This is a genomic window from Chimaeribacter californicus, from assembly GCF_002858675.1.
Lineage (GTDB): Bacteria > Pseudomonadota > Gammaproteobacteria > Enterobacterales > Enterobacteriaceae > Chimaeribacter > Chimaeribacter californicus.
In genome coordinates, this window is the sequence record NZ_PJZF01000006.1 from 179,399 (window position 1) to 196,775 (window position 17,377).

Consider the following 17,377-nt stretch of genomic DNA (forward strand, 5'->3'; position numbering starts at 1 on the left):
TCAGGGGGATCGCTGTCAGTAAGTGTGGGAAGGGTGAATCGACGCATGGAATTCACCATCGCCAACGTTAATGCCCAGAATGGCCGCCACTTTTTTGCTGACCAGCTCAATGTCAAAGGCCGCGGCAGAGACCGGGCTGAAATCGATGATCGCCCGCTGGGAGGCGTTGGCTTCCGGCACACATTCGTCACGGTGGACGGTGCCGAGCAGGCGGTCGCCCAGGCGTTGCTCAAAGAATTGGGTGACGTCACGGCTCAGGGTGCGGCGCATGTCGATCTGGTTGATGACGTAGTAGTCGCCCTGTTTGTCATTCAGCGCGCTGCCGATCATTTTGTGGTTTTCCATGTGCGGCAGCAGCGACAGGGACGCGGTGTCTGCCAGCATCACCACCAGGTGCAGATCCGCCAGCGCTTTCACGGCTTTCAGCGCCGCACTCGGGCCGGGCGGGAAGTCCGCCAGGATCACCAGGCCGGGGTAGTTCAGCACTGACTGTAACCCACGTGCGAGGAAGTGCGGGTCGGCGGTGAGCTGCTGCTCAAACGCGAGGCGCTGGGCTTCTTCTGCCTCGCCATACGGCAGCACGAAGGTGTTGGAACCAGCCTTGAGGATGAACTGGCTCCAGTCGGACGCCTCCGTCGCCTCCGCCACAAAGCCGCGCCCGTCCGGGACCGGCACGCCAAAGTGCAGCCGCAGGGCGTTCTGCACATCAAAATCAATCACCAGTACTTTGCTGCCGCTGCGCGCCAGCGCATAGGCCAGGTTGGCGGTCAGGGTGGTTTTGCCGACGCCCCCTTTGGGCGAACAGACACAGACTAACGGCATGAGGAAATCATCTCTAACAGGGGCTGAAGCGGTGTGTCACGGCGGGCATCCGCAGCCGGTTGGGCCACGGCTTTGGGCCGGAACAACGAGGTGTAACGCGCCGCGCCGGTAGCCGGTGCCGTGACGGCGGGCCCTGCAGGTGAGGCGGCGTGCGGGGCAGGCGAAACGGCATCCCGGATGGGCGGGGCAGACGGGGCAGCGGCCGGCGGCAGCATCTCTCCCAGGGTACTGAGCAGGCCGTCAGTGGCGAACTCCCGTTCGGAGACCGGCATCGGCGCGGGTTGCACGGTGCGTTGGTTGCTGCCCAGGGCACCGGGGGCTTCGGCGGTCGCCGATAGTTGCCGCAGGATCGCCCAGTTCTGTTGCGCACCCTCCTGGCCATTATCGGGAATTTCCTTGTAATCAATCCCTTCCATGTGGGTTTTTTCTTTGAAACGTTTAATATCGTCGTACTTATTCATCAGGACGGCCTATACGATGGAGTGGGTGCCGGGGATAAAGACGTGGAAAACGCAGTCGATCGTTCCGGCATTCCCTGCAGGAAAGGCTATTCAGGTGACGTCGCAGCTCCCCCGTTGCTGGAGCGCGCCTAATATATCAATTCCCAAACAGATTAATAGTGCAGCGATCAGGCGGAAAAATAGCTGCCTGATGAGTGCTTTAGTGTTTTGTTCTGAGGTAAATCCTATTAGGGTTTTTTCATACTCGCCTAAGTGAATCATTAAATTGCTGCCAGCGTAAAGCTCTGTTTATCCCTTATTTATGTAGTGAATTTTATAAATATTTTTAATGTTTTAGTGTGATCATCCGACCACTCAGACCCGCAGAAGGCGGGGGCCGGCATGTGACATGCCGCAGAAAAAGGGGAATTGGGGCGCTTTAGGCTAGGATAAGGATGAAAACCGCCTTTTTCCCGGTGAATCCTGCCGGTCAGGGGCTTTCCGGCCGTGGAAACCCGTATACTGGGGCACCCGCCGGTGGCCGGTAAGCGTGCTGCCCGGCCTGCGCTGGTTTTGGTAATGAATTTAACTGTTTGTTACCAACGCGGATCGCGTATTACCATGGGGAACCGTGCCGGAGGGTATGACCTCCGATGTGACGGCAAAAAATAGGATGAACAGGCAATGATGCCGCGTGAGAGACTTCCGCGCCGGACGCAGTTCTCAATTCTTTCCAGCCACGGGCGCGCTGCCGGTGGCCGATCCCAGTGTGTGACGGAGACGTATGTTGCGGGTCAGACGTTCGTTAACGATTAAGCAGATGGCAGCCGTGTCCGGCGTAACGCTGGTAACGCTCTGCATCTTTATTACCATCCAGCTGTTTCACCTGGCGCAGCAGCGCCGGGAGGATTACGCCCAGCAAATGGAACAGGTGGCCCATTCTATCCGCCAGCCGCTGGCGGAGGCGGTGCTGAATGTTGACCTGCCGCAGGCGCACCTGTTGCTGAATACCTTTAAGCCGCTCGGCATTGTGACCCGCGCCAACGTGGTACTGCCGAATGATATCCAGGTGCTGCACGGCGATTTCCCGGCGGAGCGGCCGGTGCCGGCGATTATTTCCAGCCTGTTTGACCTGCCGGTGCGCATCAGCGTGCCGCTCTATACCCTGGAGCGGATGCCCGCCCACCCCAAGCCGCTGGCCTACCTGGTGTTGCAGGCGGACTCCTGGCGGCTCTACCAGCAGATCCGCAATATCATGATCACGCTGCTTGCCACCTATCTGCTGATGGCGCTGGTGCTCTCCGTGGCGGTGAGCTGGTGCATGAACCGGCTGATGGTGCACCCGCTGCGCCATATGGCCCGCGAGCTGGACGCGCTGGAAGAGGGGCAGGTTTTGCACCACCAGCTGAAGGTCTCGCCACTGCACATGGATGACGAGCTGGGGATGCTGGCGCGCCACTATAACCGCAACCAGCAACTGCTGGCCCGGCGCTTTGGTGAAAGCCCGCGTGAGTGGCCGCGCCACCCGGTCACCGCGCTGCCGAACGAGTCGCTGTTTACGGAGCTGCTGGCGCAATATTTGCGTTTTCAGCTGCGCCCGGCACGCTTCAACCTGTTGCTGATCGATGTAGAGACGTTGCAGGAAGCGGCCGGGGTGCTGAATGAGGCCCAGCGCAACGCGATGTTACAGACCGTGGTGGCCCGCATCCGCAGCGCGCTCTCGGACAACGATGAGCTGGGCCAGCCCGGCCCGCACGAGTTCATTGTGCTGGCGCGCGGCGCAGAGCGGCCGTTCCAGGCGATGCGGCTGGCGCGTGAAATTATGGCAGCGGTCAATGCCGCGCTGACGGAAGGTGACCTTACAGTGCGCCCGGTTGCCAGTATCGGCATTGCCCATTATGCCGGTGACGGCACGCTGGGCGCAGAGGCGTTGATCCTGAATGCCCGGTCGGCGCTGGTGTCGGCCCACCATCAGGGCAAAAACCAGATCCTGTTCTTTGACCCGGAACTGACGCGCAAAACCCAGCAGCGGCTGACGCAGGAGAGCGATACCTTGCAGGCGCTGGAGCATAATGAGTTCGCGCTGTTCCTCCAGCCGCAGATTGACCTGAAAAGCGACCAGATTATCGGGGCCGAGGCGCTGTTGCGCCGCCGGATGCCGGACGGCAGCTATAGCCTGGACGCGGAGTTCATTCCGTTTGCCGAAGAGATCGGCCTGATTGTGCCGCTGGGCTACTGGGTGCTGGAGCAAGGCTGCCGCATCCTGGCGGACTGGCAGCGGGAAGGGATCACGATCCCGCTGTCGGTGAACCTCTCCGGGGTGCAGATTCAGCAACGCAACTTCCTGCTGGAGCTGAAAACGCTGCTCAGCCGTTACCAGATTAAACCGGGCATGCTGGTGCTGGAGATCACCGAAACCGCCCGCATCGACGATCTTGACCGGGCGCTGAAACTGCTCAGTGAACTGCACCACTCCGGTGTGTCGGTGGCGCTGGATGATTTCGGCATGGGTTATTCCAGCCTCAACTACCTTAACCGCCTGCGCTGCCTGCCGATCAATATCATTAAAATTGACCGCAGCTTTATCAGCAGCTTGCCGGAAGATGACCTGATGGTGCGGATTGTCAGCTCCATTGCCCGCGCCATGAATATCAGCATCATTGCCGAAGGGGTTGAAAACGCCGCCCAGTACCAGTGGCTGAAAGAAAACGACATCCCGATGGCGCAGGGTTACCTGTTCGCCCGGCCGATGCCGCGCAACGCTTTTGAGCACCTCTTGCGCCAGGGGCTGCCCCCTGTCGCCCTGCCGCCGGGGGAGCCGGGCGCTTAACCGCCTGCGGGCCGGGTGCCATGCCCGGCCAAGCTCCCTCGCCTTCCTCTTCCTCCCCGCAGTGAATCGATTCAGCTCATACTTTGCCATGAACGGTTGTTGCAATCGGAGACAAATCATTTCCAAGATGTTGTCTTGATGTTACTTTCGCCGCTGCTGTCATGCCCGTGTGGGCAGTGGGTGACGGCCCTCTCCAGCACAGGATATCGATCATGAAAAAGTTGTTTAAGAGCCTCTATTTTCAGGTATTAACCGCGATCACCCTCGGGGTGTTACTCGGGCATTTCTATCCGGAGCTGGGGGCGCAGATGAAGCCGCTGGGTGACGGCTTCGTTAAACTGATTAAAATGATTATCGCCCCGGTCATTTTCTGTACCGTGGTGACCGGCATCGCCGGGATGGAAAGCATGAAGGCGGTGGGGCGCACCGGGGCCATCGCGCTGCTCTATTTTGAGGTGGTCAGCACGCTGGCGCTGATTATCGGGCTGGTGATTGTGAACGTGGTGCAGCCGGGGGCGGGCATGAACATCGACCCGGCCACGCTGGATGCCAAATCCGTGGCGGTGTATGCCGAACAGGCGCAGCAGCAGGGCATCATCCCGTTCCTGCTCGACATTATTCCCGGCAGCGTGATCGGCGCCTTTGCCAGCGGCAATATTTTGCAGGTGCTGCTGTTTGCGGTGCTGTTCGGTTTTGCGCTGCACCGGCTGGGCGATAAAGGCCAGCTGATGTTCAATATGATCGAGAGCTTCTCGAAGGTGATTTTCGGCATCATCAATATGATCATGCGCCTGGCCCCGCTCGGGGCATTCGGGGCCATGGCTTTTACCATCGGCAAATATGGCGTCGGGTCGCTGGTGCAGCTCGGGCAATTGATCCTCTGCTTCTACCTGACCTGCATCCTGTTTGTGGTGGTGGTACTGGGCCTGATCGCCCGCGTGACCGGCTTCAGCATCTTCCGCTTTATCAACTATATCAAAGAGGAGCTGCTGATTGTGCTCGGCACCTCTTCCTCAGAATCGGCGCTGCCGCGGATGCTGGACAAGATGGAGCGGCTTGGCTGCCAGAAATCGGTGGTGGGGCTGGTGATCCCGACCGGGTACTCGTTTAACCTCGACGGTACCTCCATCTACCTGACCATGGCCGCGGTGTTTATTGCGCAGGCCACCAACTCGCACATGGACATCTGGCACCAGGTAACCCTGCTGGTGGTGCTGCTGCTCTCTTCGAAAGGGGCGGCCGGGGTCACCGGCAGCGGCTTTATCGTCCTGGCGGCGACGCTCTCTGCCGTGGGCCACCTGCCGGTGACCGGGCTGGCGCTGATTCTGGGCATTGACCGCTTTATGTCTGAGGCGCGTGCGCTGACCAACCTGGTCGGCAATGGCGTGGCCACCGTGGTGGTGGCGAAGCGGGTCGGCCAACTGGACGAAAAACAGCTGTACAACGTTTTACACCACAAGAAAGCCTCTTCCGGCCCGGTCTCCTCTTCCTGATCGCGCGTACATCGCGGCATTAAGCCGCACTTGCATGCTGTTTGCTGCTAAAAGCCACCCTTTACTTGATGTAAGCGGTGGCTTTTCCTCATAATACCCCGCCGCCGCTGGCCCGCTGATGCTCAAATCGCCGCTTTTTTTCACTTTCATGTGGTGACATCGGCAGGGGTTCGCGGTCAAACACAGGTTATCTCCCGTTTCCGCATGATTGACACGCACAGGGCAGAGCTGCGTTCCCGGAGTATGGAACGAACGAATTCTAATAGAAAAATCGGACTGTTATTTAAGTAGGGGTTCACATGCAGGGCACCAAAATTCGTCTTTTAGTTGGTGGGTTACTGCTGGTTGCCGCCAGCAGCAGCGTGCAGGCTGAAGCACTACAACCCGATCCTGCCTGGCAGCAGGGCAAGTTGGACAATGGGTTCACCTGGCAGCTGCTGGCCACGCCGCAGCGTCCCACCGACCGTATTCAACTGCGCCTGATGGTGCGCGCCGGCTCGCTGGTCGAGAGCGCGCAACAAACCGGCTTTGCTCATCTGTTGCCGCACCTGGCACTGATCCGCAGCCAGAGTTTCAGCGCGCCCCAGCTTCAATCCCTGTGGCAGCAGGCGATCGACAACGACCGGCCGTTGCCGCCGGCCATCTCGTCGTATGATTACACGCTGTACAACCTGAGCCTGCCCACCAACCGCCCGGAGCTGCTGAAAGAAGCGCTGACCTGGCTGGCGGACACCAGCGGCGCGCTGGTCACGGACACGCCCACCGTGCAGGCGGCGATGGACACCTTCCAGGACCCGATCGGCACCCAGCCGCCGGACGCGCAAGACCCGTGGTGGCGCTACCGCATGAAAGGCTCCACGCTGCTGGCGCACGATCCCGGCCAGCGCCCCGACCGGCCGGTCAATATTGACGAGCTGAACAAATTCTACCGCCAGTGGTACACGCCGGACGCCATGACGCTCTATGTGGTCGGCAATGTGGACAGCCGCAGCATCGGCGAGCAGATCGGCAAAACCTTTGGCGGGCTGAAGGGCAAACGCGAAACGCCGCCGGTGATGCCGACCCTCTCCCCGCTGCCGCCGCAGGCGGTCACGCTGATTGCTGACGGCCTGAGCCAGGATCGCCTCTCTTTGATCTGGGACGCGCCGTGGCAACCGATCCGCGATTCCCAGTCACTCAGCCGTTACTGGCGCAGCGACCTGGCGCGCGAGGCACTGTTTATGCACCTGCAACAGCAACTCAACGGCAAAGCCAAAGCGATAAACCTCGGCTTTGACTGCCAGGTGCAGTACCAGCGCAGCCAGTGCGCCATCCGTATGGAGACGCCGAACGCCGTGCTGCTGCCGGACTTTACCGCGCTGGTCACCGAGCTGGCGAACGTGCGGGACAATGGCCTGACGCAGCAGGAGTTTGATGCGCTGATGGCGCAGAAGAACGACCAGCTCAGCAAGCTGTTCGCCACCTATGCCCGCACCAGCACCGATGTGCTGACCAACCAGCGCCTGCGCTCGCAGGAAAATGGGGTGGTGGACATCGCGCCGGAGCTGTACCAGAAGTTGCGCCAGGCCTTTCTGGCCTCGCTCAGCCTGCCGCTGCTGAACCAGGAGCTGAAGCAGCAGTTGTCGGTTGATCCGGCACTGGTGCTGATGCAGCCGAAAGGCGAAGCGGAGATGAGCGTGCAGGCGTTGCAGGAGGCGTATAACCGCGTGATGCTGCCGGCCCCGGCCGTGGTGCCGTCTGTGGATGAAGCGAAAGCTGACGCGGCGGCTGCGGCCACACCGTAACCCGGCACGGCCGGGCCGCTAAAAAAAACGTGCCGGCTTTTGCCGGCACGTCTGTTTCTGCGGCTCCCAAGGCTTAGCGCGGCCAGGGATCAGCGCGGCATCGCCTCCAGCGGGATGATCGCACCCCGGTGGCGGATCACGGTGCTGGCGGTGAGGTGGCCGCGTTCGGCAGCGGCCACCACATCACCGCCGGTCAGCCGCACTGCCAGGTACCCGGCGCTGAAGGAATCCCCGGCGGCCGTGGTGTCCACCACCTCTTCTTTCGCCAGCTTCACCGCTGCCACTTCATGCAGCGTGCCCTGCGGATCTGAAACCAGGCACGCCTCTGCCCCGCGTTTGATTACAATCTCCGTCACGCCCAGCGCGCGGGTACGGGCGATCACTGCCCCGACCGGTTGTTCACCCCACAGCGCATCCTCATCATCCAGCGTCAGGAACGCGATGTCGGTGCAGGCGAGCATCGCCTGATACGCCTGCTGCGTCTCTTCCCGCTGTTGCCACAGGCGCGGGCGGTAGTTGTTGTCAAAAATCACCTTGCCGCCATGGGCGCGGCAGTCCCGCAGCAGGGTCATCAACCGTTCGCGCCGTTCCGGCGTCAGGATCGCCAGGCTGATGCCGCTCAGGTAGAGATAATCATAGTGGGCCAGCTGTTCACACAGTGCGTCCGCCTGCGGGCCGTCCAGCCAGAAGCGGGCGGCGGCCTCATTGCGCCAGTAGTAGAACGTGCGTTCGCCCTGCGCGTCGGTCTCAATGAAATAGAGACCGGGCAACTTATTCTCCAGCCGCTGTACCAGGGAGGTATTGACCTTTTCACGCTGCCAGGCCGCCAGCATCTCCTGGCTGAAGGTGTCCGTGCCGAGCGCGGTGACGTAGTGTACGCCCAGCGTCGTCTCCGGCACCTGGCGGGCGAGGTAGACGGCGGTGTTCAGCGTATCGCCGCCAAAGCCGCGGCTGAGATCCGCACCTTTTTGCGACAGTTCAATCATACATTCGCCGATAACGGCAATTTTCTGGCTTGTCATGGTGGCTGGCCTGTTTAAAGGGGGGTGAATAGGGGTTTCCGGTAGTCTTAACCGAAGGCCGGAGCGAGTCAACAGCAATAAAACAACGTTTTAAAATTCTTAGGAGAGATCGCGCTTTTTCTGCCCTCAGGGATTTCAGCGGCTTAGCGCGCAGGCCGTGTAAAGGCCGCGAACCCCACGCCAAAGCGCTTTCCAACGATAAAGTTTCAGGCGCCGGGGCCGATAGTAACTAAGCGTATAACACGGCGCAGGGCAGGTGACCGGCGGTGACATCCCGCTGCCGCACCCGGCATACGGTGCCGGCTTTCACTCAACCACCACGAACATGGCAACAGCAACGATGATAACCAAGATGATGTCTGGTCTGTTCACGCCATCATTCTCTGTGATTGATCGCGCGAAGGAACAGAGTTTCTGGCGGCAATGCCAGCGAACCTACAAATTTCAGCCCATTTACCTGACCAGCGGCCATATGCTGGGTCTGGAGCTGCTGACCGCCGTGTCACATCCTTCAAACCCTGGGAAATTCCTCTCACCGGAACGCTACTTTGCCGCCATCAGTGTGACGCGGCGGCTGATCATTATTCAGGAGCAACTCCAGCTGCTGGAGCTGTGGCGGCCTGAGCTGGAGCCGCGCGGGCTGCTGGCCTCGATCAATGTGGACGGGCAGTCATTGGAAGCGTTGCAGCAGCAGCCGGCCCTCTGTGCCCGCATCGCCGCAATGCCGTTTGCCCGCTTTGAGCTGGTCGAGCAGGCAGAAATGGCGCTGACCCGCCCACTGGGGCAGATTGCCCAGTCAGACCGCCTGTGGCTGGATGACTTCGGCAACGGTCTCGCCAATTTCTGCTCGTTCACTGCCTGGAAGTATGAATACATCAAAGTCGCGCGGGAGCTGTTTATCCTGCTGCGCCAGAGCGAGGAGGGTTCCCGGTTGTTCTTTACGCTGGTGACGCTGCTGAACCGCTACAGTAAGGGCGTGATCATTGAAGGGGTCGAGACCGCCGAAGAGTGGGCGATGGTCTGCGCGTCTGATGCCCATGCCGCCCAGGGCTACTATATGTCACGCCCGCAGGTATTTAACCTTGAGGCCGGACTGCCGCTGTTTTTCACCGGCTGACATACCGGGTTACATTCCCGGTTCACGTTGTAAACCCTGTTACCAACAGGCCTGAACGCCTATTTTCCTCGTTCGCCGCAGATGCCGCGCAGGCAAGACCGGCCAATTTAAACTATTGTTAAGCTGACGAAACTGTTAATTCTCTGTCAGGAATAGCTCATGTCGCGAACAGGAAAAATAATAAGCTGGGTCGTGGGAGTCCTGGTGGTTGTGCTGATTGCCCTGGTGGTGTTCATCATGACCTTTGACTGGAACCGCCTGAAGCCCACTATCAATGAAAAAGTCTCTACCGAGCTGAACCGCCCGTTTGCCATCCGCGGCAACCTGGGGGTGGACTGGTCACGCCAGAAAGAGGAGCGTGGCTGGCGTTCGTGGGTGCCGTGGCCGCACATTCACGCCGAGGATATTGTGCTCGGCAACCCGCAGGGCATCCCTGAAACCAAGGACCTCGGCAACAACATGGTCACACTGCAACGGGCTGATGCCACACTGGCCCCGCTGGCATTGCTGAGCAAAACCGTGAGCATCCCGCATATCCGCCTGACCAAACCGGATGCCGCCCTGCAACGGCTCTCAGACGGCAAAAATAACTGGACGTTCAATCTCGCCAGCAGCCAGAACCCCGACCCCAACCCGCAACCTTCCGCCTGGTCAATCAACATCGGTGATATCGCCTTTGATCGCGGCCAGATCGACTACAAAGATGCCATCGCCAAAGCGGACGTGCGCGCAGTGATCGACCCGCTGGGCAAACCGTTGCCGTATGCGGAAGTTTCCGGGCAGAAAAAGGATGAGGGCGCGAAACAGAAAGCGGACACCACGCCGCCGGACTTTATGTTTGGCTGGAAAGTGGATGGCCGCTATAACGGCCAGCCGCTCTCCGGCAGTGGGAAAATTGGCGGCCTGCTGGCGTTGCAGGATGCCCGCACGCCGTTCCCGGTGCAGGCTGATGTGCGCTCCGGCAATACGCGGGTGGCGGTCTCCGGTACCCTGACAGACCCGACCAACCTCGGTGCGCTGGATCTGCGCCTGAAACTCTCCGGTGAAACGCTCTCTGACCTTTATGGCCTGACCGGTGTACTGCTGCCGCAATCCCCACCGTATGAAACCGACGGCCGCCTCTCCGCGACCCTGAAAGAGAAGGGGGGTGCCGTCTACCGTTACCGCGATTTCAACGGTGAGATTGGCGACAGCGACATCCACGGTTCACTGGTCTACCACGCCAGCAAACCCCGGCCGAAACTCACCGGGGATGTGGTCTCAAAACAGCTGCGCTTTGCTGACCTGGCGCCGCTGATTGGCGCGGATTCCAATAAAGACAAGGCGAAACGCGGTGAAACCACCCGTCAACCGTCAGATAAAGTGTTGCCGGTTGAGAAATTTGATACCAAAAGCTGGGACGTGATGGACGCGGATGTGAAGTTCGCGGCTAAACGGATCGAGCACGGCAAATCCCTGCCGCTGAGCGATTTGAGCACCCACCTGAAACTCACTGACGGTGTGCTGTTGCTTGACCCACTGCGCTTCGGCGTGGCCGGCGGCAACCTGAATTCCACCATCCGGCTGGAAGGGAATAAAAATCCGATGCCGGGGCGGGTGGATATGCACGCACGCGGCCTGCAACTCAAGGAACTGTTCCCGAACGTTGAAGCGATGCGCAGCAGCCTGGGCCAGCTGAACGGCGATGCCTCCTTTACCGGCACCGGGAATTCCGTCTCCGCACTGCTCGGCAGCAGTAACGGCCAATTGCAGCTGTTGATTAACGATGGCGTGATCAGCCGTAACCTGATGGAGATTGCCGGGCTGAACGTGGGGAACTACGTGGTGGGTAAACTGTTTGGGGATGATGAAGTGGCGATCAACTGCGCCGCCGCGGACATCAACGTCCGGGACGGGGTAGCGGCGCCGCGGCTGTTCGTGTTTGACACGGAGAACGCGATCATCAACATTACCGGCACCACCAACTTCGCCAATGAGCGGCTGGATCTTTCGGTTAACCCGGACAGCAAAGGGCTTCGCATCATCACCCTGCGCTCACCGCTTTACGTGCGCGGTACCTTCAAAGATCCGGATGCCGGGGTGAAACCGGGGCCGCTGATCGCCCGTGGCGCGGCGGCTGTGGCGCTCGGTGCGGTCGTCGGCCCCGCCGCCTCGCTGCTGGCGCTGATCTCCCCAAGCGAAGGGGAAGAGAACCAGTGCGGCCCGCTGTTACAGAAAATGAAAGCCGATAAATAAGCAGTGTCGGCCATAAAAAAACCGCTCCCAAAAGGAGCGGTTTTTGTTTTTAGCATTACCTGGGCTGGAACAGGTTCAGCTGAAGCTGAACGTTAGAGACGTTAATCTGCCAACCTTCCTCCGCAGCCGTCTGCATTACCAGCGCAACGAACAGCGTAATAAACAATTTACGCGTCTTTTTCATTGCCGAATCCCTGACAGGCGATCCGCTATTTCTGCAAACTCACCGGGAAGCCTCCAGAAAAGCAGGCAGTATGCCGCTGCCTGCCATTCACGGGGAAGAGTACCCGTTACCCAAGGCCCGGTGACCCGCTGCTAAACGGGCGGAACGGCCCCGGCAAGAGTCTACAGGGTACCGCGCTGATAAAAATCATTTTATAATTAATTTATCTTAAATCAGATATTTAATGCTGGTTAACTTTAATTGCAAATTGCAATTTCGGGTTTGAAAAAAAGCGTGACGACAATGCATGAGGGGGATATTATCGCGTTGTATGCCGCTGCCTGTTTTTTTAAGTAGAGCACCCTGCCTGCGTAGCCTGCTAACTGCGTAGCCGGACAAAAAAACCGCTGAAAAGCGGTTTTTTTGTGCCTGAAGGATGGGCGCGATCAGCCCGTTTTCTTCAGCAGTTGGCACTGGTGATCCTGCAATGTTTCAGCGGAGGCCAGGTTCAGCGACAGCAGGTCACGCTCAATCGCCAGCAGCAGGAAATCCCCGCTTTTCGCCCTGACCATCGCCAGCCCGTAGTGCCCCATCTCCTCTTTTGCCCCTGGTACGCCCCCGGCCAGCAGGCGGAATGCGCCGCTTTGTGCCAATTCCTCCGGCGTGACGCGCCGTGCCAGCCAGGGCTGGCCCTCAAGCGTCAGCGGCTGCCAGCGTGGCGTGATGTGGCCATCGGCCGCCTGAAGCTGTTGCTGCACGTCCGGGCGCAAACAGGAGAGATGAATATGCAGCTGGTTCTGCGTCCGCCCCCATTCAGAGTTAATCGCCAGGGAAATCACGCTGTCATCAATCGGCTGACCATAGCGCCGGGCCATCACGCCGCGTGCCTGCCACGCCTGCATAAAGAAGTTGGGGGTTTTCGCGTCCAGCAGGGTTGGGCTTTCGATGCCGGTGACCTTGGCAGCCGGCATCAGCAGGTATTGCAGCGGCCCGTTCTGGTCTTTCAACACGACATAGCCGGCGGCGGGGTTTGCCAGCACACAGGGCGCCGCTTGCCCGGTGCGTTGCAGATTGGGCAGGCACTGTTCACTGACGATCTTCCATAATGCGTCCGGGTGGGCGGGGCGCAGCCAGAGATACGCCCCCGCCGCCAGCAGGCACAGGGCAACCAACGCGCCAATCCACACAACATAACCACGGGTATGGGGCATAAGCAGGGTTCCGGTAACAGGCTGAAAAGAGAGCATACGTGGGTGGGATGACGAAAGAAAGGCGGTGCGCAGGCAGAAAAAAGCCGGTGCAGGGCACCGGCCGGGGAGAGGCGTACAAAGATTACAGCGCCTGGTGGCGGGTCTCTTTCATCAGCAACAGGGCAATCAGCGTCAGGGTGGCCATCGCCGCCAGATAGAAGCCGACATAGGCGAGGCCGTAGTGGGTCGCCAGCCAGGTGGCGATGTACGGAGCCACCGAGGCACCGAGGATCGACGCCACGTTATAGGAGAATGACGCGCCGGTGTAGCGCACTTCGGTCGGGAACAGCTCCGGCAGCAGCGCGCCCATCGGGCCGAACGTCAGCCCCATGATGCTCAGGCCGAGCAGCAGGAAGCCCATCACCAGTACCTGATTACCGGAACCCAGCAGGCTCGGGAACACAAAGGCGAAGGCGATCATCAGCAGGGTAATCACAATCATGGTTTTGCGGCGGCCGAAGGCATCCGCCAGCAGCCCGGCGATCGGCACCATAATGCCGAAACCAATCACCGCCACCATCAGCATCCACAGGAAGCTGTTGCGCGAGTAGCCCAGCCCCAGCGGCTGCGCGGTGGTGCCGTAGGTCATGGAGTAGACCGTCATCAGGTAGAACAGCGTATAGGTCGCCAGCATGATAAAGGTGCCGAGGATGGTCGCCTTCATATGTTTGCTCAGCAGCGTACCGAGCGGGATTTTCACCTGTTTACCCGCTTTTGCCACCTTGGCAAACACCGGGGTTTCATGCAGCGACACGCGCACATACAGGCCGATCAGCACCAGCGCGGAGGAGAGAATGAACGGCACGCGCCAGCCCCATTCCATAAATTGCTCGTCGGTCAGCAGCCAGGAGAGCAGCAGGAAAGTACCGTTGGCAAAGAAGAAGCCGATCGGCGCACCCAGTTGCGGGAAGGAGCCATAGAGCGCCCGCTTTTTCGCCGGGGCATTTTCCGTCGCCAGCAGCGCTGCGCCGCCCCACTCACCGCCGAGGCCAAGGCCCTGGCCGAAGCGCGCCAGCGCCAGCAGCATCGGGGCGAACACGCCGATGGTGGCGTAGCCCGGCAGCAGGCCGATCAGCACGGTCGAGATCCCCATCGTCAGCAGTGACGCCACCAGGGTGACTTTACGGCCCACGCGGTCGCCAAAGTGGCCGAACAGCGCTGAGCCAATCGGGCGCGCGACAAACGCGATGGCAAAGGTCGCCAGGGATTGCAGCGTGGCGGCGGTCGGATCACCCTGCGGGAAGAAGATGTGCGGGAAGACGATCACGGCCGCCGTGGCGTAGATGTAGAAATCAAAAAACTCGATGGCGGTACCAATAAGGGAAGCAACGATCACTTTGCCGCGTGAGTTGGTCGGGGTGGCCTGTTGCTCAGAATCAATGGGCGGTGCGATGGTGGCTTGCATAAATGTATCTTATTTAGGATTTATGTAAAAAATCATCTTAAGCACAGCAAAGCACCATTTCAACGCTGTAAAAAGCGCCGGAAACCGGCTGTGCGGGTAAAAAAGAATAATCTTTCTGAGATAACCGGTTTAGCACTTCATAAGTTTGCGGTATGGATAAATCACAGCGGAAGACACCAAAAACCGGGGAAAGAAAATTTTCAGGGTAGTGAGATATGCTGGTTCAGGCTGGTGAAGACCCTGAATATCAGCATTTTTGCGAGGTTTTTTTCGCTCAAGCTGGAATATCATGCCAGGCATCAGGCGCTGCCTGGCATGATAGGGAAGTTTACGGCGCTTTGGTCTGCGGCGGTGTGCCGATCGGCTGGTCGCCTTTATATTTGGCGGTGGCGATCCACGCGGCGCAGAACAGCGTCAGGCGGGCGAAATAGTAGAAGAACGCCATCAGGCCGATCACCGAACCAAAGGCCGCGCCGGAGGCTGATTTCGCCAGGCTCGGCAGTGTCAGGGTCATGATCATCTTGATCACTTCAAACCCAATGGCAGCGATCAGCGTGCCACGGAACAGCGCCTTTTTACGCGGCTTGTGGCGCGGCAGCATCCAGAAGATCCACAGGAACAGCAGGTAGTTCGCCATAATCGAAATGCTCAGGGCGATGATGGTCATCGCCGGGCGCAGCCACTCAATGTGTGACAGCCCCAATGCCTCGACAATCGACTCCTGTGCCGACCCGGCCACTGACGTCAGCGACAGCGTCAGGATCAGCGCCACCACCAGCCCAATCAGCGAGATAAAATCGCGCAGGTAGCGCAGGTAAATTTTCTCCTTGTCCTGCGCGTTGCGTTCCCAGACATCACGCGACTGGGCGAGGATCGCTTCCCGCAAGTTGCCCATCCAGCTGATGCCGGAGTAGAGCGCCAGCAGCAAACCGGTCAGGCCCACCGCAGTACGCTGTTGAATGGCGGTGTTCACGGTATTTTTCAGCGTGGCGGCCAGCGACGGATCGCTGATGCTGTTCACAATTTTGCCGATCAGCTCCGTGAGCAGATCGGGGTGCGAGGCCAGCACAAACCCCACGGCAGCGAACGACACCATCAGAATCGGGATCAGGGACAAAAAAGAGAAGTAGGTGATGGCAGCGCCGAACTGGCTGCCCAGCCGGTCATTAAACCGCTCCACTGCCCGCAGCACATGGGCGACCGGTGCCCATGCCTGAAAACGGGCGACCAGCCGGGAGAAGCGGCTAATCTGGTGGTCAATGTCGGCGTTGCCGGTTTTGACATTGATCAGCGGTTTGTCCGTGGGCAGGTTAGCGGTGGCGTGCTCCGTGATGGTCGGGTGGTCGCTGCGCTGCGCCACGCGATGTAATTCAGAATCTTTCGGCATTACGTACAGTGTCCTTTGTGAAAACGTCAGGGCTTAGGTTAATTATAGCCGAGGCCGCCCGGCTTTCCGGTTTACCCCTGCAGAGTCAGCCGGATAGGGCCGGAGAAACGGCAAAAAGCGCGCTGATTGCGTAAAGAATGGTCAGTTTTAGCCGGGCGCGCAGGCAGGCAGACAGGATGTGCTACGGTTTTATGGCCATTTCAATGCCATAAACCTTTTACGGTCGCCGTTTGGCGACCCACAGTTTACAAGTCAACAACAGGAACCTGCTGATGAAACTGCTCCCGACCCTGGTGCCGGCACTGGCGGCGCTGCCGTTTGCCGTGCTGGCTGCCCCGGCCACCTATGACGCTGAACTCTCTGGTTTTACCTACCCCCACCCGGTGGAACATTTCACCTTTACCTCCCAGGGCCAGCCGTTGCAGATGGCCTATATGGACGTCAAACCCGCGAAGCCGAACGGCAAAACCGTGATGCTGATGCACGGGAAAAATTTCTGTGGGGCAACCTGGGAGCAGACCATCACCACCCTGAGCGATGCCGGTTATCGCGTGGTGGTGCCGGACCAGATCGGGTTCTGCAAGTCCTCCAAACCGCAGCACTACCAGTTCAGCTTCCAGCAACTGGCCACCAACACCCACGCGCTGCTGGAAAAACTGAACGTGCAACACCTGACGGTGCTGGGGCACTCGATGGGCGGCATGCTCTCCACCCGTTATGCGTTGATGTACCCGCAACAGGTCGAACAACTGGTGCTGGTGAACCCCATCGGGCTGGAGGACTGGAAAGCGCTCGGCGTGCCTTACCAGGGCATCGACGCGGCCTATCAGGGCGAGCTGAAAACCGATGCGGAATCCATCCGTGCTTACCAGCGCAGCACCTATTATGCGGGCCACTGGAAACCGGAGTATGACCGCTGGGTCAACATGCTGGCAGGCATGTATGCGGGGCCGGACAAGCAGAAAGTCGCGTGGGATCAGGCGCTCACCACCGATATGGTGTTTGCCCAGCCGGTGGTTTACGAGTTCCCGCACCTGAAAATGCCGACGCTGCTGCTGATTGGCGGCAAAGACAATACAGCGATCGGCAAGGCGCAGGCCCCGGCGGAACTTAAGCCAAAACTGGGGCGCTATGAGGAACTGGGCAAACGCACCGCCGCCGTCATTCCGCAGGCTACGCTGGTCGAGTTCCCGGCGCTCGGTCACTCCCCGCAGATCCAGGATCCGGCGGCGTTCCACCAGGCACTGATGGGCTGGCTTGCGGCCCCGCATAACGGAACCTAAGCCGCCGGCGCCTGTTCCGGCAACCCTGAAAGCCGTTGCGCCCGCGCAGCGGCTTTTTTATGCAAATCGCGCAACCTCTCATCATGCCCGCAATAAACCCACACAATGTTTGTTGACAAATTTTAAAGTTTAAAATCCTTTTTAGC

13 protein-coding genes are annotated in these 17,377 nt (G+C 59.6%); 6 read left to right on the forward strand and 7 right to left on the reverse strand.

Features of this window, described 5'->3' with window-relative positions:
- Positions 1 to 15 precede the first annotated feature (15 nt).
- Both bcsQ and CYR55_RS09735 read right to left on the reverse strand, forming a co-directional pair.
- Positions 16 to 822: a cellulose biosynthesis protein BcsQ gene (bcsQ, locus tag CYR55_RS09730; RefSeq protein WP_101815941.1), complete on the reverse strand. Its 807-nt coding sequence runs from the start codon at positions 820 to 822 to the stop codon at positions 16 to 18.
- Entirely contained in the window at positions 813 to 1,283 is a 471-nt protein-coding gene (locus tag CYR55_RS09735; protein ID WP_101815942.1) for a cellulose biosynthesis protein BcsO, read from the reverse strand. Before CYR55_RS09735 ends, bcsQ begins: the two co-directional genes overlap by 10 nt.
- 766 nt (positions 1,284 to 2,049) lie before the next feature.
- Here CYR55_RS09735 and hmsP point away from each other — a divergent pair.
- The 3 genes from hmsP to CYR55_RS09750 all read left to right on the forward strand — a co-directional run bounded on the left by hmsP (position 2,050) and on the right by CYR55_RS09750 (position 7,369).
- Positions 2,050 to 4,092: a biofilm formation regulator HmsP gene (gene hmsP, locus CYR55_RS09740; protein WP_101815969.1), complete on the forward strand. Its 2,043-nt coding sequence runs from the start codon at positions 2,050 to 2,052 to the stop codon at positions 4,090 to 4,092.
- 209 nt (positions 4,093 to 4,301) lie between these two features.
- Positions 4,302 to 5,585, forward strand: coding sequence for a dicarboxylate/amino acid:cation symporter (locus CYR55_RS09745; RefSeq protein WP_101815970.1), 1,284 nt, complete (start codon positions 4,302 to 4,304; stop codon positions 5,583 to 5,585).
- Positions 5,586 to 5,884: 299 nt separating this feature from the next.
- Positions 5,885 to 7,369, forward strand: a complete 1,485-nt coding sequence (locus tag CYR55_RS09750; RefSeq protein ID WP_101815943.1) for a M16 family metallopeptidase — start codon at positions 5,885 to 5,887, stop codon at positions 7,367 to 7,369.
- Positions 7,370 to 7,458: 89 nt separating this feature from the next.
- Here CYR55_RS09750 and kdgK read toward each other — a convergent pair whose 3' ends face one another.
- Positions 7,459 to 8,391, reverse strand: a complete 933-nt coding sequence (gene kdgK / locus CYR55_RS09755) for a 2-dehydro-3-deoxygluconokinase (protein ID WP_101815944.1) — start codon at positions 8,389 to 8,391, stop codon at positions 7,459 to 7,461.
- Between the two features lie 325 nt (positions 8,392 to 8,716).
- Here kdgK and pdeH point away from each other — a divergent pair, with 325 nt between their 5' ends.
- Together pdeH and CYR55_RS09765 are read left to right on the forward strand one after the other, a co-directional pair.
- On the forward strand, positions 8,717 to 9,508 hold the full coding sequence (pdeH, locus tag CYR55_RS09760) for a cyclic-guanylate-specific phosphodiesterase (protein ID WP_165699565.1): 792 nt from the start codon (positions 8,717 to 8,719) through the stop codon (positions 9,506 to 9,508).
- Positions 9,509 to 9,667: 159 nt separating this feature from the next.
- Entirely contained in the window at positions 9,668 to 11,743 is a 2,076-nt protein-coding gene (locus tag CYR55_RS09765; protein ID WP_101815945.1) for an AsmA family protein, read from the forward strand.
- Between the two features lie 55 nt (positions 11,744 to 11,798).
- Here the strand turns inward: CYR55_RS09765 and CYR55_RS24130 are convergent, their stop codons facing one another.
- The 4 genes from CYR55_RS24130 to yhjD all read right to left on the reverse strand — a co-directional run bounded on the left by CYR55_RS24130 (position 11,799) and on the right by yhjD (position 15,948).
- Complete coding sequence (locus CYR55_RS24130) at positions 11,799 to 11,927, reverse strand: hypothetical protein (protein WP_277622318.1); 129 nt, start codon at positions 11,925 to 11,927, stop codon at positions 11,799 to 11,801.
- Positions 11,928 to 12,352: 425 nt separating this feature from the next.
- A complete protein-coding gene (locus tag CYR55_RS09770) occupies positions 12,353 to 13,117 on the reverse strand; it encodes a CDP-diacylglycerol diphosphatase (protein ID WP_101815946.1) in 765 nt (254 codons plus the stop codon).
- Between the two features lie 121 nt (positions 13,118 to 13,238).
- Complete coding sequence (locus CYR55_RS09775) at positions 13,239 to 14,561, reverse strand: MFS transporter (protein ID WP_101815947.1); 1,323 nt, start codon at positions 14,559 to 14,561, stop codon at positions 13,239 to 13,241.
- A 328-nt stretch (positions 14,562 to 14,889) separates the two neighbouring features.
- Entirely contained in the window at positions 14,890 to 15,948 is a 1,059-nt protein-coding gene (gene yhjD / locus CYR55_RS09780; protein WP_101815948.1) for an inner membrane protein YhjD, read from the reverse strand.
- Between the two features lie 272 nt (positions 15,949 to 16,220).
- On the opposite strand from yhjD, the gene CYR55_RS09785 reads away from it, so the two are divergent.
- Entirely contained in the window at positions 16,221 to 17,231 is a 1,011-nt protein-coding gene (locus CYR55_RS09785) for an alpha/beta fold hydrolase (RefSeq protein ID WP_101815949.1), read from the forward strand.
- Positions 17,232 to 17,377: the final 146 nt, after the last annotated feature.